The organism is Flagellimonas lutaonensis, assembly GCF_000963865.1.
GTDB classification, from domain to species: Bacteria; Bacteroidota; Bacteroidia; order Flavobacteriales; family Flavobacteriaceae; genus Flagellimonas_A; species Flagellimonas_A lutaonensis.
On the sequence record NZ_CP011071.1, the window covers coordinates 767,375 to 784,150 of the forward strand.

Below are 16,776 nucleotides of genomic sequence, written 5' to 3' on the forward strand. Positions count from 1 at the left end.
ATGTTAGATTTACGAGTTACGATTTGCTATTATTGCCTCAGAAATCTAAAATCCCTTAATCTTTATCTAATTTATACTTGCTAAGGTCCATGCCAAATTGCAACCCCTTGTTGATGACCAATTCTTCCAACTCGGTCAACGATTTTTTACCAAAGTTTCTGAACTTCATCAAATCGTTTTTGTTGAAAGATACCAAATCGCCCAAAGTATCGACCTCTGCTGCCTTCAAGCAATTAAGGGCACGAACCGAAAGGTCCATGTCGACCAATTTGGTCTTCAGCAACTGGCGCATGTGCAATGACTCCTCATCATAAGTCTCTGTCTGTGCAATTTCATCAGCTTCAAGGGTGATGCGCTCATCAGAGAACAGCATAAAGTGGTGTATCAAAACTTTTGCAGCCTCTGTCAAGGCGTCTTTTGGGTGGATCGAGCCATCGGTTGCTATCTCGAAAACCAATTTTTCGTAATCGGTCTTCTGCTCTACCCTAAAGTTCTCGATGCTGTACTTGACATTCTTCACTGGGGTAAATACCGAGTCGACCGCTATAGTGCCCAATGGGGCGTTTGACTTTTTGTTCTCTTCTGCAGGTACGTAGCCACGACCTTTTTCTATGACCACCTCAAGGTTTATAGCAACCTTAGGATCCATATTGCAGATGACCAAATCAGGATTCAACACTTGGTAACCTGAAATGAACTTTTGAAAATCACCAGCTGTCAATTGCTCTTTACCGCTTACGGAAACAGCTACGGTTTCACTTTCTACATCATCAATCTGTCGTTTGAACCGCACTTGTTTAAGGTTCAGGATAATTTCGGTTACGTCTTCAACAACACCGGGAATTACTGAAAACTCGTGCTCAACACCGTCGATTCGCACCGAGGTAATCGCAAAGCCTTCCAATGAGGAAAGCAACACCCGTCGAAGTGCATTGCCGACGGTAAGACCATAACCAGGCTCCAAGGGGCGAAATTCAAATTTCCCCTCGAAATCTGTTGAGTCTATCATTATAACTTTATCGGGCTTCTGAAAATTAAGTAATGCCATAATAGGATCCGTGTTGTATTATTTAGAGTATAACTCGACGATTAATTGTTCTTTGATGTTCTCAGGAATCTGGATTCTTTCAGGAACAGATACGAACGTTCCTTCCATTTTCTCAGAGTTCCAGGTAATCCATTCATAGACAGAACTATTGGCTTCCAAAGAGCTCTGGATTGACTGAACAGATTTAGACTTTTCGCGAACACCTACAACGTCACCGGGCTTAACTGAATAGGATGGAATGTTGACCACCTCTCCGTTAACGGTGATATGCCTGTGCGACACAAGCTGTCTTGCACCCCTTCTCGAGGGCGACAATCCCATTCTGTAAACTATGTTGTCCAATCGAGATTCGCACAGTTGCAACAGTACCTCACCGGTAACACCTTCACGTCGCTTTGCCTCTGCAAAAAGATTTCTAAACTGTCTTTCGAGTATGCCATAGGTGTACTTGGCCTTTTGCTTTTCCATCAACTGGATTGCATACTCTGATTTTTTACCTCGGCGACGGTTGTTACCGTGCTGGCCGGGAGGGTAGTTCTTTTTTTCGAATGACTTGTCGTCTCCGAAAATCGCTTCACCGAACTTACGTGCGATCTTTGTTTTTGGTCCTGTGTATCTTGCCATCTTCTTAGTTTTTGAAAGTGCGATTATGAATTAAGGCTTATCCTTCGATAATCTTCACTGCACCTTCCTTAGATATCCGCCTGCGGCGGACAGGTTATCAATAAATAAATTAAACTCTTCTTCTTTTTGGAGGTCTGCACCCGTTGTGTGGTAGTGGGGTAACATCGATGATCTCAGTCACCTCAATACCTGAGTTGTGAATGGTACGAATGGCAGATTCCCTACCATTGCCTGGACCTTTCACATACACCTTTACCTTTCTTAGACCTGCTTCATGTGCGGTTTTTGCACATTCTTCAGCGGCAATCTGGGCAGCATAGGGAGTATTCTTTTTAGAACCCCTGAAACCCATTTTACCGGCCGATGACCAAGCGATCACATCGCCCTTTTTGTTGGTCAAAGAAATGATGATATTGTTGAATGAAGCCGTGATATGTGCCTCACCGGTAGCGTCAACGACTACCTTTCTTTTCTTTGCTGTCTTGGTGTTTGCTTTTGCCATAATGCCCTAGCTATTATTTAGTCGCCTTTTTCTTGTTGGCAACCGTTTTACGCTTTCCTTTTCTTGTTCTGGAGTTGTTCTTGGTACGTTGACCTCTTAATGGCAGACCAGATCTGTGGCGGATGCCCCTGTAACATCCAATATCCATCAAACGTTTGATGTTCAATTGGGTCTCAGAGCGCAGCTCTCCTTCGATAGTATATGCTGAAACGGCCTCACGTATTCGACCGATCTCATCATCGTTCCAATCAGCTACTTTGGTGTCTTCGCTTACTTGGGCCTTTTCCAAAATCTCTTTTGCCCTGCTTTTACCAATACCGTAAATGTAAGTGAGCGAAATTACGCCACGCTTTTGTTTGGGTATGTCAACCCCTGCGATTCTTGCCATAATTACCCTTGTCTTTGTTTAAATCTAGGATTCTTTTTGTTGATCACGTACAATCTGCCCTTTCTTCGAACAATCTTGCACTCTGCACTTCTTTTCTTTACTGATGCTCTAACTTTCATAGCTTAGTATCTATACGTAATTCTTGCTTTGGTCAAATCATATGGGCTCATCTCTAACTTTACCTTGTCACCCGGAAGCAACTTGATGTAGTGCATCCGCATTTTGCCCGAAATATGAGCCGTTACAATATGACCGTTCTCCAATTCTACACGAAACATTGCATTTGACAATGCTTCGATGATTGTTCCGTCTTGTTCTATTGGCGGCTGTTTTGCCATTGTTCAGTTTTTAGTTTCAAGTTATAAGTTAGTTGTTATTCAATTTTTGATTTCAAAAACTACCATTTCTAACTTCTGACCTCTAACTTCTAACTTCTTCTTATGCTACTTTTCTGTTTTTACCGGTTTTCATCAAACCATCGTAATGCCTGTTCAACAGGTACGAATTTACTTGCTGTACAGTATCAATGGCCACACCCACCATAATCAACAAAGAGGTGCCGCCATAGAACAGGGCCCAGCCCGGTTGCACGTCCATCAATTTCACCACCACAGCGGGCAACACCGCCAAGGCCGCCAAAAATATGGATCCCGGAAACGTGATCAACGACATTATCTTGTCAAGATAGTCTCCAGTTTCCTTTCCGGGACGAATACCTGGAATAAACCCACCGCTCCTTTTTAAATCATCGGCCATTTTGTTCGTTGGAACGGTTATGGCCGTGTAGAAATAGGTAAATATGATGATCAATACCGCGAACAAGATGTTATAGGCCAACCCGAAGATATCGGCAAATTGGACCTCCATCCATTGTCCTACGGCAGTATTGTTAAATGTTTTGCCCAGCAAACTAGGAGCAAACATGATCGCTTGCGCAAAAATGATGGGCATTACCCCAGAAGCATTCAGCTTCAAGGGAATATATTGACGGGAGCCCATAATGTTTTTTTCGTATCCACCAGAAGCGGTTCTTCTCGCGTACTGCACCGGAATTCGGCGCACCGCCATCACCAACAACACACTGGCCAAAATCACCAAGAACCATATGATCAACTCGATTAGAATGAACATAAGCCCACCGGTATTGTTTGTGGTTCTAGAAATAAATTCTTGTACAAACGATTGCGGCATGGTGGCAATGATACCGATCATGATCAAGAGCGAAATACCGTTGCCGATACCTCTGTCGGTGATTTTCTCGCCCAGCCACATGGCGAACACACAACCGGTTACCAGAATTATGACCGCCGGAATGATAAAATCCAACCCTTTGCCCAGCACAAACGCACTATTGGGTACACCCAAGGCTTCCAGACCATATAGGTAGGCAGGTGCCTGAACGATACAGATACCGATGGTAAGCCATCGGGTAATCTGGTTTTTGGTCTTTCGGCCACTCTCGCCTTCCTTATCCAGCTTTTGTAGATAGGGAATGGCAATACTCATCAACTGTACCACAATCGATGCGGAAATATAGGGCATGATACCCAAGGCAAAAACCGAAGCGTTGGCAAAGGCCCCTCCGGTAAATGCGTTCAAAATGCCCAAAATACCCTGTTCGGTATTCGAGGTCAGTTCTGCCAATTGAGATGTGTCAATACCTGGAAGCACTACTTGTGCACCGAAACGGTACACCAACAATAGGCCCAAAGTAACGAGAATTCGTTGCCTTAGTTCATCAATTTTCCAGATATTCGATATGGTCTCAATAAATTTCTTCATGTACTCTTTCTTAAAGCGTGATGGCTTCTCCTCCTGCTTTTTCTATGGCCCCTTTTGCCGAAGCGCTGAACTTATGGGCCGAAACCTTAAGTTTGGCCTTTAGTTCGCCACCTCCCAAAATCTTTACCAAATCCTTCTTCTTGGCCAATCCGTTTTCGATCAAGGTATCAAAGGTCACTTCGTCCTTGATTCCTCTTTCATCAACCAAGTACTGTAGCCTATCAAGGTTGATGCCTTGATATTCTTTTCGGTTGATGTTGTTGAAACCGAATTTGGGTACCCGGCGCTGTAGGGGCATCTGGCCACCTTCAAAGCCAATCTTCTTAGAATAACCTGATCTTGATTTTGCACCTTTGTGGCCACGTGTGGCGGTACCGCCTTTACCAGAACCTTCGCCCCGGCCTATGCGCTTGCCTTTTCTATTTCGTGAACCTTCAGCTGGTTTAAGATTGCTCAAATCCATTTTTACCGATCGTTTAGGCTTCCTCAGTGGAAACCAAGTGTTTTACTTTATTTACCATTCCAAGGATATTGGGCGTGTCTTCATGCTCGACCACCTGGCCAATCCTTCTCAGCCCCAACGCCTCCAACGTTCTTTTTTGGTCTTTTGGCCTTTTAATGGCACTCTTTACCTGTTTTACCTTGATCTTAGCCATTTCCTTCTATATTATCCTTTGAATACTTTCTCTAAACTGATTCCCCTTTGCTTGGCCACCGTACCGGCATCTCTCAATTGCAATAGAGCATCAAATGTGGCTTTCACAACGTTGTGGGGGTTTGATGAGCCTTGGGACTTTGACAACACGTCATGTACCCCTACCGCTTCCAAAACGGCACGTACGGCGCCACCGGCTATAACCCCGGTACCTTCTGATGCTGGTTTGATATATACCCTTGCACCCCCATACTTACCTTTTTGCTCATGGGGTATGGTGCCTTTGTTTATCGGAATTCTGACCAAGTTCTTTTTGGCATCTTCGACAGCTTTGGCAATGGCCGTGGCAACTTCTTTCGATTTGCCAAGCCCGTGGCCCACAACACCATTTTCATCTCCCACTACAACAATGGCTGAAAAACCGAATGCACGGCCACCTTTGGTCACTTTCGTGACACGTTGCACACCAACAAGGCGGTCTTTCAATTCTAAACCTCCTGGTTTTACTATTTCTACGTTCTTGTATTTCTGGTACATATTGATTTAGAATTTAAGTCCTGCTTCCCTGGCACCTTCGGCCAATGATTTTACCCTACCGTGATAAAGGTTTCCGCCGCGGTCAAAGGCTGCGGTCTCAATACCAGCCTTTTTGGCTTTCTCGGCAATTGCTTTTCCAACTGCATGGGCGATTTCCGTCTTGGTTCCCTTTGCCTTTATGTCTTTGTCCCTTGATGAGGCAGCTACCAATGTAACCCCTTTATTATCATCTATCAACTGGGCGTAGATTTCTTTGTTGCTTCGGAAAACAGACAGGCGTGGCCTGGTCTCGGTACCAAAGGAGACCTTTCTGATCCTTCTGCGGATACGCAACTTTCTTTCGCTCTTAGATAATGCCATAATCTTATATTATTAAGCTGATTTACCTGCTTTTCTTCTGATTTGCTCGCCGACAAACTTGATTCCTTTTCCTTTGTAGGGCTCGGGCTTACGGAAAGAGCGGATTTTCGCCGCCACCTGTCCGACCAACTGTTTGTCGTGCGATGTCAATTTTACGATAGGGTTCTTACCTTTTTCTGAAGTGGTCTCTATTTTCACCTCAGGGGCAATATCCATTACGATATTGTGCGAGAAGCCCAAGGCAAGGTCCAGTTTTTGGCCTTGGTGGCTGGCTCGGTAACCAACACCCACAAGCTCCAATTCTTTGGTCCATCCCTTTGAGACTCCTTCGACCATGTTTACGATCAATGATCTGTACAGGCCGTGTTTCGCTTTGTGCTCTTTTGAGTCAGAAGGCCTTGTAACCACAATGGTGCCCTCTTCGCTCTTTACCTCGACACCCGAAAACTCTTGTTTCAGCTCACCCAATTTACCTTTTACAGTGATTACGTTGTCGTTGATCTCAACGGTAACACCTTCTGGAATCGCAATCGGATTATTACCTATTCTAGACATTTTTCTTTTGCTTAACTCTTAATTAATATACGTAACACAGTACCTCACCGCCCACATTCGCTTTTTGGGCCTGCTTGCCGGTCATTACCCCATGCGAGGTAGATACAATGGCTATGCCCAAACCGTTCAATACCCGTGGCAGCTTGTCTGAGGCTGAATATTTTCTTAGACCGGGCTTACTTACCCTCTCTAAATTCTTAATTACGGGCTCTTTGGTGACCTTATCGTACTTCAAGGCAATTTTAATGTTGCCTTGGGGACCTTCATCTTCAAACTTATAGCTCAAGATATAGCCTTGGTCGAACAATATCTTGGTCATTTCCTTTTTCAAGTTGGATGCCGGAATATTGACCACCCTATGACCAGCCATGCTGGCATTTCTTATTCGGGTCAAATAATCTGAAATTGGATCTGTTACCATCTTTTACTCTTAATTTTTATTACCAACTTGCTTTTTTAACACCAGGAATCAATCCTTTATTCGCCATTTCGCGAAACATGACCCTTGAAATACCGAAAGTTCTCATGTAGCCCCTTGGCCTACCGGTAAGCTTACAACGGTTTCTCATGCGTACCGGAGAAGCGTTCTTTGGCAATTTCTGCAATGCCTCATAATCGCCGGCCTCTTTCAAAGCTTTACGCTTTTCTGCATATTTGGCTACCATTTTTGCCCTTTTTCTTTCGCGGGCTTTCATTGATTCTTTGGCCATATTAATTCTTTTTAAAGGGTAACCCCAGTTCGGTTAACAATGATTTTGCTTCTTTGTCTGTCTCGGCACTTGTCACAAAGGTGATGTCCATACCGTTAATCCTGTTTATCCTGTCAATGTTTATTTCAGGAAAGATTATCTGTTCGGTAATTCCAAGGTTGTAATTGCCCCTACCATCAAAACCTGTGGCCCTTACACCCTGAAAATCGCGTACCCGCGGAAGCGCCGTTGTGATCAATCGGTCTAAAAACTCGTACATCCGCTCACCACGCAAGGTTACTTTGGCACCGATCGGCATACCTTTTCTGAGTTTGAAAGACGCAACGTCTTTCTTTGACATAGTGGCAATGGCCTTTTGACCGGTGATCATGGTCAGCTCATCCACAGCGTGGTCAATGAGCTTTTTATCAGCAACGGCGGCACCGACACCACGGCTTATAACAATCTTCTTAAGCCTTGGAACCTGCATTACGTTCTTGTAACCAAACTCCTCTGAAAGCGCTTTGACCACACGCTCATTGTACTCTTTCTTTAATCTTGGAATGTAGCCCATAACTATATTAATTCTCCAGATTTTTTTGAAACCCTAACTTTTTTGCCATCCCTTTCCTCAAAGCCAACCCTAGTGGCCTCACCCGATTTTGGGTCGATAAGGGCAAGGTTGGAAATATGTATGGGTGCCTCTTTTTTTGTAATGCCACCTTGCGGATTTTGGGCACTGGGCTTCTCATGTTTTGAGACCATGTTGACCCCCTCAATGATGGCTTTGTTCTTTTCACGGTCAACCCTCATCACTTTTCCTTCGGTGCCCTTGTGGTCACCAGCAATGACTTTTACCGTATCTCCTGTTTTTATCTTCAGTTTCATGATCTTACAAATTATAGCACCTCAGGGGCCAGTGAAACTATTTTCATAAACTGTTTGTCTCGCAACTCTCTAGCCACAGGACCAAATACCCTGGTACCCCTCATCTCACCCGTTGGGTTCAGCAGTACACAGGCATTGTCGTCAAACCGTATGTAAGAACCGTCGGGCCTTCTGACCTCTTTCTTGGTTCTAACCACGACTGCTGTAGACACAGCACCTTTTTTGATCGTACCGTTCGGAGCGGCCTCTTTTACGGTAACAACAATCTTGTCGCCCAAAGAAGCGTATCTTCTTTTTGTTCCTCCAAGCACGCGGATGGTCAGTACTTCTTTAGCACCGGTATTGTCCGCAACCTTTAATCTAGACTCTTGCTGTAACATAATTATTTAGCTCTTTCAAGAATTTCTACCAACCTCCAGCATTTGGTCTTGCTCAAGGGGCGGGTCTCCATGATTCTAACGGTATCGCCTTCGTTGCAATCGTTCTTCTCATCGTGGGCAACGTACTTCTTCGTCTTGAGGACGAACTTTCCGTACATAGGGTGCTTTACCCTTTTCACCTCTGATACAACAATGGACTTTTCCATTTTGTTGCTGGTGACCACGCCTATTCTTTCTTTTCTTAAATTTCTATTCTTATTCTCTTCCATAAGGCAGAAACCGTTATTGTAATTCCCTTTTTGTTAATTCAGTCGCCAACCTCGCCACCGTTCTTCTTGTTTTTCTGATCTGCAACGGATTTTCCAATGGTGTCACAGTGTGTGCCATTTTCAAATCGGCATATTCTTTTTTCAACTCAGCCAATTTCTGCTGAAGTTCTTCCACCGATAATTCTTTTATTTCAGCTTGTTTCATAATTGTTATCAGTTTAGACTACCCAGCGTAATCTCTGGCTACTATAAATTTTGTTTTCACAGGAAGCTTTTGGGCGGCCAAACGAAGTGCTTCTTTGGCAACATCCATTGGTACACCAGCCACTTCGAACATGATTCTTCCAGGCTTTACAACGGCCACCCAGTATTCCGGGGCACCCTTACCCTTACCCATACGAACCTCCAAGGGCTTCTTGGTTATGGGTTTGTCTGGAAAAATCTTGATCCACAATTGCCCTTGCCTCTTCATATAACGGGTAGCAGCGATACGAGCCGCCTCGATCTGACGAGACGTAATGAAATGGGAATCAAGCGATTTGATACCGAACATTCCGTTCGAGAGTTGGTGACCTCGTTGCGAAATGCCTTTCATTCTACCCTTCTGGGCCTTACGAAATTTTGTTCTTTTCGGCTGTAACATCTTACCTAATCTTTATCTATTACTTTCTACGACGTTGCCTTTTGGCTCCATCTTGCTTACCTCCCTTACCTTGTCCTTTTGATAGCCCTACCAAAGGTGACAGTTCTCTTTTGCCATAGACTTCACCTTTCATTATCCATACCTTGATGCCCAACCTACCGTAGGTGGTGTGGGCCTCGGCCAAAGCATAGTCAATATCGGCCCTAAAAGTCGACAAGGGTATTCTACCATCTTTGTACGACTCTGAACGTGCCATCTCAGCACCGTTCAAACGACCCGAAATCTGGATTTTGATACCTTCGGCATTCATTCTCATGGCTGCCGCGATGGCCATTTTAATGGCCCTTCTGTACGAGATTCGGCTCTCAATCTGACGGGCGATACTGGCTGCCACCAAATTGGCATCCAACTCAGGCCGCTTTATTTCGTGGATGTTGATCTGCACCTCTTTATTGGTGATCTTCTTCAACTCCTCCTTCAACTTGTCCACTTCTTGACCGCCCTTACCGATAATGATACCGGGCCTTGCCGTGGTAATGGTAATGGTGATCAGTTTAAGGGTTCTCTCAATAATTACACGAGAAACACTAGCCTTGGCCAATCGAGCGTTGATGTACTTTCTTATTTTGTCATCCTCGGCCAATTTGTCTCCATAATCGTTGCCTCCATACCAGTTGGATTCCCATCCCCTGATAATTCCTAAACGATTTCCTATCGGATTGGTTTTTTGTCCCATATTATAATCTAGCTTTCTACATTATTGTTAGAACCCAAGACCAACGTCACGTGGTTTGAGCGTTTTCTTATTCTGTGGGCCCGGCCTTGTGGCGCAGGTCTCAATCTTTTCAGCATTGTACCACCGTCGACCCGAATCTCTTTGATGAATAGGTCGGCGTCTTCGATGTTGGCATCTTCGTTCTTGGCTTCCCAATTGGCGATAGCAGACATCAAAAGCTTTTCAAGCCTTCTTGATGCCTCTTTCTGGTTGAATCGAAGAATGGCCAATGCCATCTCAATTTTTTTGCCCCTGATCAAATCAGCCACCAAACGCATTTTTCGGGGAGACGTTGGACAGTTGTTCAACTTGGCAAAAGCCAAATTTTTCTTTTCTGCCTTCAATCTTTCAGCCATTTCTCTTTTTCGAACTCCCATAGCTTACTTACTTTTTTCCTTTGTTTTTAGCACCAGCATGCCCCCTAAAAGAGCGTGTTGGCGAAAATTCGCCCAATTTATGGCCCACCATGTTCTCGGTCACATAGACAGGAACAAACTGACGGCCATTGTGCACCGCAATTGTCTGGCCCACGAAATCGGGGGTTATCATTGAAGCCCTTGACCAGGTTTTGATGACGGTCTTTTTGCCCGACTCAATGTTCTGTTGGACTTTCTTCTCTAAACTGTGGTGAACGTATGGTCCCTTTTTTAATGAACGTGCCATTTACTATGTTTTATTTCTTTCTACGTTCTACGATATATCTATTGCTGTCTTTGGTCTTCGAACGGGTTCTGAAGCCTTTGGCCGGAATTCCGTTTCTTGATCTTGGGTGACCACCAGAGGCGCGTCCTTCACCACCACCCATTGGGTGATCGACGGGGTTCATGGCCACTGGCCTTGTTCTTGGGCGCCTGCCCAACCATCTGCTGCGACCTGCCTTACCAGAAACCAACAATTGGTGGTCTGAGTTTGATACGGCACCAACGGTAGCCATACAAGTGGCCAGTATCATTCGGGTCTCGCCCGACGGTAGTTTAACGGTCACAAACTTGCCGTCTTTCGCCATAAGTTGTGCAAAGGTACCAGCACTTCTGGCCATGACCGCACCTTGACCCGGGCGTAGCTCTATACAAGATATGATGGTGCCCAGTGGAACCTGGCTCAACGGCATGGCATTGCCAATTTCTGGCGTGGCCTTTTCGCCGGCCATTACCTTTTGGCCTACTTGAAGACCGTTTTGGGCAACGATGTACCGCTTTTCGCCGTCTTTATACTCGACCAATGCAATGAACGCAGTTCTATTGGGATCGTACTGTATCGATTTTACCTCGGCCTCAATGCCTTGCTTGTCACGCTTGAAATCGATGATACGATACCTTCTTTTGTGACCGCCACCTCTATGGCGCATGGTCATCTTACCTTGACTGTTTCGACCCCCTGTCTTTTTTAACGGAGCGAGCAAGCTCTTCTCCGGCTTATCAGCAGTAATCGCGTCAAATCCGTTTACTACTCTAAAACGCTGACCAGGGGTTATGGGTTTTAATTTTCTAACTGACATTACCCTTACTTATATGTTACTATAAAAATCTATGATATCACCTTCTGCCACATCAACAATGGCTTTTTTCATGGCATTTGTCTTGCCATGTTGGATACCCGTTTTTGTGTACCGTGTTCTTCTTTTGGGCCCGTAATTCATGGTTCGCACCTTTTCAACAGAAACACCATAGGTAGCCTCGACCGCTTCTTTTATCTGCAACTTGTTGGCCTGCGGGTCAACATAGAAACCATAGCGATTAAAAAGTTCGCTGTCAGCAGTCATTTTTTCGGTTATGATGGGTCTTATTAACACACTCATCTTGTCTCTATTTACTTAGGTTCGACTGAATTCCTTCTACCGCGCTTTCAACCAATACAAGACTGTTTGCATTCAAAATCTTGTAAGTATTTAATTCTGAGCTTGTTACAACCTCAGAACGCTCGAAATTACGCGACGACAAATATACGTTATTATTCGTACCGCCCAATACGATCAAAGACTTTTTGTTTTCTAGCCCCAAGGACTTTAAAATCTGAACAAAATCTTTGGTTTTTGGGGTTTCAAGATTAAAGTCTTCGACCACCAAAAGCTCTTTTTGCCTAGACTTGAGGCTCAAGGCAGATTTTCTTGCCAATCGCTTCACATTCTTATTCAGCTTTTGACCGTAACTGCGCGGCCTTGGACCGAAGATACGCCCACCGCCCTTAAAAATGGGAGACTTTATGCTACCGGCCCTAGCGGTACCGGTACCTTTTTGTTTCTTGATCTTTCTAGTACTTCCGGCAATTTCGGCACGCTCTTTCGATTTGTGCGTACCCTGCCTTTGGTGGGCCAAATATTGCTTCACATCCAAATAAATGGCATGCTCGTTGGGCTCTATGGCGAAAACGTCGTCAGAAAGGTCTACCTTTCTACCGGTTTCTTTTCCCTTGATGTCTAATACTGCTACCTTCATTATTGCCACCTTTGAATAGTTACATATGAATTTTTATGGCCCGGCACACAACCTTTTACAACCAAAAGATTTTTTTCAGGAACCACTTTAAGTACCCTAAGGTTCTGTACGGTAACTCTTTCGTTGCCCATTCGGCCTGCCATTCTCATCCCTTTGAAAACTCTTGATGGATCAGAACCTGCACCGATGGAACCGGGCGCACGCAAACGGTTGTGCTGACCGTGGGTAGCCTGCCCGACACCGGCAAAACCGTGCCTTTTGACAACCCCTTGAAAGCCCTTTCCTTTTGAAGTGCCGACCACGTCGACAAATTCGTCTTCATCAAAAATGTCGACACTCACAGTATCGCCCAACTTATATTCACCTTCAAAACCTCGGAATTCAACGACTTTCTTTTTGGGCGAAGCACCTGCCTTTTTAAAATGGCCCATCTCGGCCTTGTTAGCACGTTTTTCTGCCTTGTCATCGAAACCGAGCTGAAGGGCACTGTACCCGTCTACCTCTTCGGTTCTGACTTGGGTAACCACGCATGGGCCAGCTTCTATGACGGTACACGGAATGTTCTTTCCGTTCTCGTCAAAAATGCTGGTCATGCCGATTTTTCTTCCTATTAACCCAGACATATTTATTAGTATTAATTGTTCTTTTCTTGTTGACCAGTAACCTGGCAAAAAAATAGGGTCAAGAAAAGCCTCTGACCCCAGATTTTTTTCTTTCTCCCGTTTTTCCTTCGCTCGCAGCTCCGGACATGTCTTGCCTTTTTTCTAAAAGGCGTGCAAATTTACACTTTTATCTCGACTTCTACACCACTTGGAAGCTCTAATTTCATCAAAGCATCGATGGTTTTTGAAGACGAGCTATATATATCCAACAATCGCTTGTAGGAACTTAGTTGAAATTGCTCTCTTGATTTTTTGTTCACGTGGGGTGAACGCAAAACTGTGAAAATTTTCTTGTGCGTCGGCAATGGAATCGGACCCGTTACCACAGCACCCGTTGTTTTTACCGTCTTCACGATTTTTTCAGCAGACTTGTCTACCAAGTTGTGGTCGTACGACTTCAGTTTTATTCTAATCTTTTGGCTCATCTTCTGAAATTTAAACGGTTGTCACTCCTTTAGCGGCCTTAATCACTTCTTCTGCAATGTTCGGAGGCGTTTCGGCATAATGCGAAAACTCCATGGTAGAGGTCGCACGACCCGAAGAAAGGGTCCTCAACGAGGTTACATAGCCAAACATTTCGGCCAAAGGAACTTCTGCCTTAATAACCTTAGAACCGGCACGATCGTCCATATTGTTGACCTGGCCCCTTCTACGGTTCAAATCGCCCACAATGTCACCCATGTTCTCTTCAGGGGTAAGCACTTCCAACTTCATAATGGGCTCCATAAGTACGGCCCGCGCTTTTTTGGCGGCCTCTTTGTAACCTAACTTTGCAGCCAACTCAAAAGATAGCGAGTCTGAATCCACGGGGTGGAAAGACCCATCTTTCAAGGTAACCTTCATGCTATCCATCTCAAAACCGGCCAATGGACCATTCTTCATGGCCTCCTTAAATCCTTTCTCAACAGATGGAATGTATTCTTTCGGAATGTTACCACCCTTGATCTCGTTGACGAACTCAAGACCTTGCTTACCTTCTTCGGCAGGCTCCATGGTAAATACAATATCGGCAAATTTACCGCGACCACCCGTTTGCTTTTTGTAGACCTCTCTGTGGTCTGCCGCAGTGGTTATGGCCTCTTTGTACTCAACCTGTGGCTGACCTTGGTTGACCTCAACCTTAAACTCACGCTTCAAACGGTCAACGATAATATCGAGGTGAAGCTCGCCCATACCGGAAATAATGGTCTGGCCCGATGCTTCATCAGTCTTCACTTGGAAGGTTGGATCCTCTTCGGCCAATTTTGAAAGGGCCATACCCAATTTATCGACATCCGCCTTGGTCTTGGGCTCAACAGCGATACCGATTACCGGATCAGGGAAAATCATACTTTCCAAAACAATCGGATGCTTTTCATCAGAAAGGGTATCCCCTGTTTTGATGTCTTTAAAACCAACCGCAGCACCGATGTCTCCAGCAGAAATAGAGTCAATGGCATTCTGCTTGTTCGAATGCATCTGATAAATTCTAGAGATACGCTCTTTGTTGCCTGTTCGGTTGTTCAATACATACGAACCGGCGTCAAGCTTACCTGAATATGCCCGGAAAAATGCCAATCTACCAACGAATGGGTCAGTGGCAATCTTAAAGGCCAAGGCTGCAAATGGTTCTTTTGGATCAGGTTTTCTTGCGATTTCCTCTCCGGTAGAAGGGTGCGTTCCAACAATCGCATCTTTGTCCAATGGCGATGGCAAGTACCTGCACACGGCATCCAACAAAAACTGCACGCCCTTGTTCTTGAAGGCAGAACCACAGATCATGGGTATGATGCTCATATCCATTACAGCGGCACGAAGCGCAGCGTGGATTTCATCTTCTGTGATGGAGTCTTCATCTTCGAAGAACTTCTCCATCAGGTTTTCATCATATTCGGCAACAGCCTCGATAAGGTTCGCACGATATTTCTTTACCTCATCTTGCATATCGGCAGGAATATCGATTACGTCGAAGGTAGAACCATAGTTCTCTTCGTGCCATACGATGGCCCTGTTCTTCACCAAATCAACAATCCCTTTAAAATCAGCCTCATCACCAATTGGCAAGACGATTGGAACTGCATTTGACTTCAACATATCTTTTACCTGCTGGCAAACGGCCAAAAAGTTGGAACCTTGGCGATCCATTTTGTTTACAAAGCCCATTCTTGGCACCTTGTAGTTATCAGCCAAGCGCCAGTTGGTCTCTGATTGGGGCTCTACGCCATCAACGGCGCTGAAAAGAAACACCAATCCGTCCAACACCCTTAGTGAACGGTTTACCTCTACGGTAAAGTCAACGTGGCCGGGGGTGTCGATTATATTGAAGTGGTATGGTTTTGAATCGTTTGTGAGCTGCCCGTTCTGGGTAGGAAAGTTCCAGGTACAGGTGGTTGCCGCAGAGGTAATGGTAATACCGCGCTCTTGCTCTTGCTCCATCCAGTCCATTGTAGCAGCACCATCGTGCACCTCACCAATTTTGTGGCTGACCCCTGTATAGAAAAGTATACGTTCTGTAGTGGTGGTCTTACCAGCATCAATGTGGGCCGCAATGCCTATATTTCTTGTATAACTTAAATCTCTTGCCATTTTTGTTCTAGAATCTAAAGTGAGAGAATGCTTTGTTGGCTTCTGCCATTTTATGGGTATCAACCCTTTTCTTAACGGCTGCGCCCTCTTCTTTTGCCGCAGCCAAAATCTCTGATGCCAACTTTTGGGCCATTGATTTCTCGTTTCGCTTGCGGGCAAAAGTTATCAACCACTTCATTGCAGTCGAGATTTTACGATCTGGTCGAATTTGCATGGGAATCTGGAATGTGGCGCCCCCTACACGACGGCTTCTCACCTCAACATGGGGCATTACATTTGAAAGGGCATCCTTCCAAATCTCCAATCCTGATTTTTCATCATCGGTCTTTTTTTCTTCCACGATATCGATGGCATCGTAAAAGATTTTGAAGGCCAATGATTTTTTACCGTCCCACATCATCATGTTGACGAATCGGGTCACTAGCTGGTCGTTGAACCTGGGATCTGGCAACAACGGCCTTTTCTTTGCCTGTCTTTTTCTCATTTCTTGCTAATAAATCAATTACTTTTTGGGCTGTTTTGCTCCGTACTTCGACCTACGCTGTGTTCTACCCGCAACACCTGCTGTGTCAAGGGCGCCACGCACGATATGATACCGAACACCTGGCAAATCTTTCACCCTTCCGCCCCTTACCAATACTATCGAGTGCTCTTGCAGATTGTGCCCCTCACCGGGAATGTAGGCGTTCACCTCTTTGCCATTGGTCAACCTAACCCTAGCCACTTTTCGCATGGCCGAGTTTGGTTTTTTTGGCGTGGTGGTGTACACACGGGTGCACACACCTCTTCGCTGTGGGCAAGAATCCAAAGCAGCCGATTTACTCTTCTTGGTAATTGTGGCCCTTCCTTTTCTTACTAATTGTGAAATTGTTGGCATTAAATTCTCTTGTTAAAAATCAAAAAACCCTCTTTTTGAGGGGTGCAAATGTAGTGATATTTCACAATAATTCAAATACTTGAAAAATTATTTTGGTAGAGGCAGGCAAGGCCTGGGCTGAAAAGCCATTTTTTATGCTTTC

The 16,776-nt window shown here is 44.9% G+C and carries 31 protein-coding genes; all 31 read right to left on the reverse strand.

Features of this window, described 5'->3' with window-relative positions:
• Positions 1 to 55: 55 nt before the first annotated feature.
• The gene (locus VC82_RS03670; RefSeq protein WP_045801173.1) at positions 56 to 1,048 is read right to left on the reverse strand and encodes a DNA-directed RNA polymerase subunit alpha; all 993 of its coding nucleotides are present in this window, start codon (positions 1,046 to 1,048) and stop codon (positions 56 to 58) included.
• 18 nt (positions 1,049 to 1,066) lie between these two features.
• Positions 1,067 to 1,672 carry a 30S ribosomal protein S4 gene (gene rpsD / locus VC82_RS03675; protein WP_045801174.1) on the reverse strand — a complete coding sequence of 202 codons (606 nt, stop codon included), beginning with the start codon at positions 1,670 to 1,672 and terminating at the stop codon, positions 1,067 to 1,069.
• Between the two features lie 109 nt (positions 1,673 to 1,781).
• Complete coding sequence (gene rpsK, locus VC82_RS03680; protein ID WP_045801175.1) at positions 1,782 to 2,174, reverse strand: 30S ribosomal protein S11; 393 nt, start codon at positions 2,172 to 2,174, stop codon at positions 1,782 to 1,784.
• Between the two features lie 13 nt (positions 2,175 to 2,187).
• Positions 2,188 to 2,562: a 30S ribosomal protein S13 gene (gene rpsM, locus VC82_RS03685; RefSeq protein WP_045801176.1), complete on the reverse strand. Its 375-nt coding sequence runs from the start codon at positions 2,560 to 2,562 to the stop codon at positions 2,188 to 2,190.
• Between the two features lie 2 nt (positions 2,563 to 2,564).
• Positions 2,565 to 2,681, reverse strand: a complete 117-nt coding sequence (gene ykgO, locus VC82_RS15385; RefSeq protein ID WP_073370549.1) for a type B 50S ribosomal protein L36 — start codon at positions 2,679 to 2,681, stop codon at positions 2,565 to 2,567.
• 3 nt (positions 2,682 to 2,684) lie between these two features.
• Positions 2,685 to 2,900 (reverse strand): translation initiation factor IF-1, encoded by a 216-nt coding sequence (gene infA, locus VC82_RS03690; protein WP_045801177.1) that lies wholly within the window; start codon positions 2,898 to 2,900, stop codon positions 2,685 to 2,687.
• Positions 2,901 to 3,000: 100 nt separating this feature from the next.
• The gene (gene secY, locus VC82_RS03695) at positions 3,001 to 4,344 is read right to left on the reverse strand and encodes a preprotein translocase subunit SecY (RefSeq protein WP_045801178.1); all 1,344 of its coding nucleotides are present in this window, start codon (positions 4,342 to 4,344) and stop codon (positions 3,001 to 3,003) included.
• Between the two features lie 10 nt (positions 4,345 to 4,354).
• The gene (rplO, locus tag VC82_RS03700; protein WP_045801179.1) at positions 4,355 to 4,807 is read right to left on the reverse strand and encodes a 50S ribosomal protein L15; all 453 of its coding nucleotides are present in this window, start codon (positions 4,805 to 4,807) and stop codon (positions 4,355 to 4,357) included.
• 13 nt (positions 4,808 to 4,820) lie between these two features.
• Positions 4,821 to 5,000 carry a 50S ribosomal protein L30 gene (gene rpmD / locus VC82_RS03705; protein ID WP_045801180.1) on the reverse strand — a complete coding sequence of 60 codons (180 nt, stop codon included), beginning with the start codon at positions 4,998 to 5,000 and terminating at the stop codon, positions 4,821 to 4,823.
• Positions 5,001 to 5,011: 11 nt separating this feature from the next.
• Positions 5,012 to 5,536, reverse strand: coding sequence for a 30S ribosomal protein S5 (gene rpsE / locus VC82_RS03710; protein ID WP_045801181.1), 525 nt, complete (start codon positions 5,534 to 5,536; stop codon positions 5,012 to 5,014).
• 6 nt (positions 5,537 to 5,542) lie between these two features.
• Positions 5,543 to 5,896, reverse strand: coding sequence for a 50S ribosomal protein L18 (rplR, locus tag VC82_RS03715; RefSeq protein WP_045801182.1), 354 nt, complete (start codon positions 5,894 to 5,896; stop codon positions 5,543 to 5,545).
• A 12-nt stretch (positions 5,897 to 5,908) separates the two neighbouring features.
• Complete coding sequence (gene rplF, locus VC82_RS03720) at positions 5,909 to 6,451, reverse strand: 50S ribosomal protein L6 (RefSeq protein ID WP_045801183.1); 543 nt, start codon at positions 6,449 to 6,451, stop codon at positions 5,909 to 5,911.
• A gap of 22 nt (positions 6,452 to 6,473) precedes the next feature.
• On the reverse strand, positions 6,474 to 6,872 hold the full coding sequence (gene rpsH, locus VC82_RS03725) for a 30S ribosomal protein S8 (protein ID WP_045801184.1): 399 nt from the start codon (positions 6,870 to 6,872) through the stop codon (positions 6,474 to 6,476).
• Positions 6,873 to 6,891: 19 nt separating this feature from the next.
• Complete coding sequence (gene rpsN / locus VC82_RS03730; RefSeq protein ID WP_045801185.1) at positions 6,892 to 7,161, reverse strand: 30S ribosomal protein S14; 270 nt, start codon at positions 7,159 to 7,161, stop codon at positions 6,892 to 6,894.
• Between the two features lies 1 nt (position 7,162).
• Positions 7,163 to 7,714, reverse strand: a complete 552-nt coding sequence (rplE, locus tag VC82_RS03735) for a 50S ribosomal protein L5 (RefSeq protein WP_045801186.1) — start codon at positions 7,712 to 7,714, stop codon at positions 7,163 to 7,165.
• A gap of 2 nt (positions 7,715 to 7,716) precedes the next feature.
• Entirely contained in the window at positions 7,717 to 8,031 is a 315-nt protein-coding gene (rplX, locus tag VC82_RS03740; protein WP_218917642.1) for a 50S ribosomal protein L24, read from the reverse strand.
• Between the two features lie 8 nt (positions 8,032 to 8,039).
• Positions 8,040 to 8,408 carry a 50S ribosomal protein L14 gene (rplN, locus tag VC82_RS03745; RefSeq protein WP_045801188.1) on the reverse strand — a complete coding sequence of 123 codons (369 nt, stop codon included), beginning with the start codon at positions 8,406 to 8,408 and terminating at the stop codon, positions 8,040 to 8,042.
• A gap of 2 nt (positions 8,409 to 8,410) precedes the next feature.
• Complete coding sequence (gene rpsQ, locus VC82_RS03750) at positions 8,411 to 8,677, reverse strand: 30S ribosomal protein S17 (protein WP_045801189.1); 267 nt, start codon at positions 8,675 to 8,677, stop codon at positions 8,411 to 8,413.
• Between the two features lie 13 nt (positions 8,678 to 8,690).
• Complete coding sequence (gene rpmC / locus VC82_RS03755; RefSeq protein ID WP_045801190.1) at positions 8,691 to 8,882, reverse strand: 50S ribosomal protein L29; 192 nt, start codon at positions 8,880 to 8,882, stop codon at positions 8,691 to 8,693.
• 18 nt (positions 8,883 to 8,900) lie between these two features.
• A complete protein-coding gene (rplP, locus tag VC82_RS03760) occupies positions 8,901 to 9,320 on the reverse strand; it encodes a 50S ribosomal protein L16 (protein ID WP_045801191.1) in 420 nt (139 codons plus the stop codon).
• Between the two features lie 19 nt (positions 9,321 to 9,339).
• A complete protein-coding gene (rpsC, locus tag VC82_RS03765) occupies positions 9,340 to 10,056 on the reverse strand; it encodes a 30S ribosomal protein S3 (RefSeq protein WP_045801192.1) in 717 nt (238 codons plus the stop codon).
• Positions 10,057 to 10,064: 8 nt separating this feature from the next.
• Entirely contained in the window at positions 10,065 to 10,472 is a 408-nt protein-coding gene (gene rplV / locus VC82_RS03770; RefSeq protein WP_045801193.1) for a 50S ribosomal protein L22, read from the reverse strand.
• Between the two features lie 7 nt (positions 10,473 to 10,479).
• Positions 10,480 to 10,758, reverse strand: coding sequence for a 30S ribosomal protein S19 (rpsS, locus tag VC82_RS03775; protein WP_045801194.1), 279 nt, complete (start codon positions 10,756 to 10,758; stop codon positions 10,480 to 10,482).
• Positions 10,759 to 10,768: 10 nt separating this feature from the next.
• Positions 10,769 to 11,593 carry a 50S ribosomal protein L2 gene (gene rplB / locus VC82_RS03780; protein ID WP_045801195.1) on the reverse strand — a complete coding sequence of 275 codons (825 nt, stop codon included), beginning with the start codon at positions 11,591 to 11,593 and terminating at the stop codon, positions 10,769 to 10,771.
• A gap of 9 nt (positions 11,594 to 11,602) precedes the next feature.
• Positions 11,603 to 11,893: a 50S ribosomal protein L23 gene (gene rplW, locus VC82_RS03785; RefSeq protein ID WP_045801196.1), complete on the reverse strand. Its 291-nt coding sequence runs from the start codon at positions 11,891 to 11,893 to the stop codon at positions 11,603 to 11,605.
• 7 nt (positions 11,894 to 11,900) lie between these two features.
• Positions 11,901 to 12,530, reverse strand: a complete 630-nt coding sequence (rplD, locus tag VC82_RS03790; protein ID WP_045801197.1) for a 50S ribosomal protein L4 — start codon at positions 12,528 to 12,530, stop codon at positions 11,901 to 11,903.
• The gene (rplC, locus tag VC82_RS03795) at positions 12,530 to 13,153 is read right to left on the reverse strand and encodes a 50S ribosomal protein L3 (protein ID WP_045801198.1); all 624 of its coding nucleotides are present in this window, start codon (positions 13,151 to 13,153) and stop codon (positions 12,530 to 12,532) included. The genes rplD and rplC overlap by 1 nt, the downstream gene beginning before the upstream one ends.
• Positions 13,154 to 13,311: 158 nt before the next feature.
• On the reverse strand, positions 13,312 to 13,617 hold the full coding sequence (gene rpsJ / locus VC82_RS03800; protein WP_007094989.1) for a 30S ribosomal protein S10: 306 nt from the start codon (positions 13,615 to 13,617) through the stop codon (positions 13,312 to 13,314).
• Between the two features lie 10 nt (positions 13,618 to 13,627).
• On the reverse strand, positions 13,628 to 15,757 hold the full coding sequence (fusA, locus tag VC82_RS03805) for an elongation factor G (RefSeq protein WP_045801199.1): 2,130 nt from the start codon (positions 15,755 to 15,757) through the stop codon (positions 13,628 to 13,630).
• 7 nt (positions 15,758 to 15,764) lie between these two features.
• The gene (rpsG, locus tag VC82_RS03810) at positions 15,765 to 16,241 is read right to left on the reverse strand and encodes a 30S ribosomal protein S7 (protein ID WP_045801200.1); all 477 of its coding nucleotides are present in this window, start codon (positions 16,239 to 16,241) and stop codon (positions 15,765 to 15,767) included.
• A gap of 18 nt (positions 16,242 to 16,259) precedes the next feature.
• Positions 16,260 to 16,634 (reverse strand): 30S ribosomal protein S12, encoded by a 375-nt coding sequence (gene rpsL / locus VC82_RS03815; RefSeq protein ID WP_045801201.1) that lies wholly within the window; start codon positions 16,632 to 16,634, stop codon positions 16,260 to 16,262.
• Between the last annotated feature and the right edge of the window lie 142 nt (positions 16,635 to 16,776).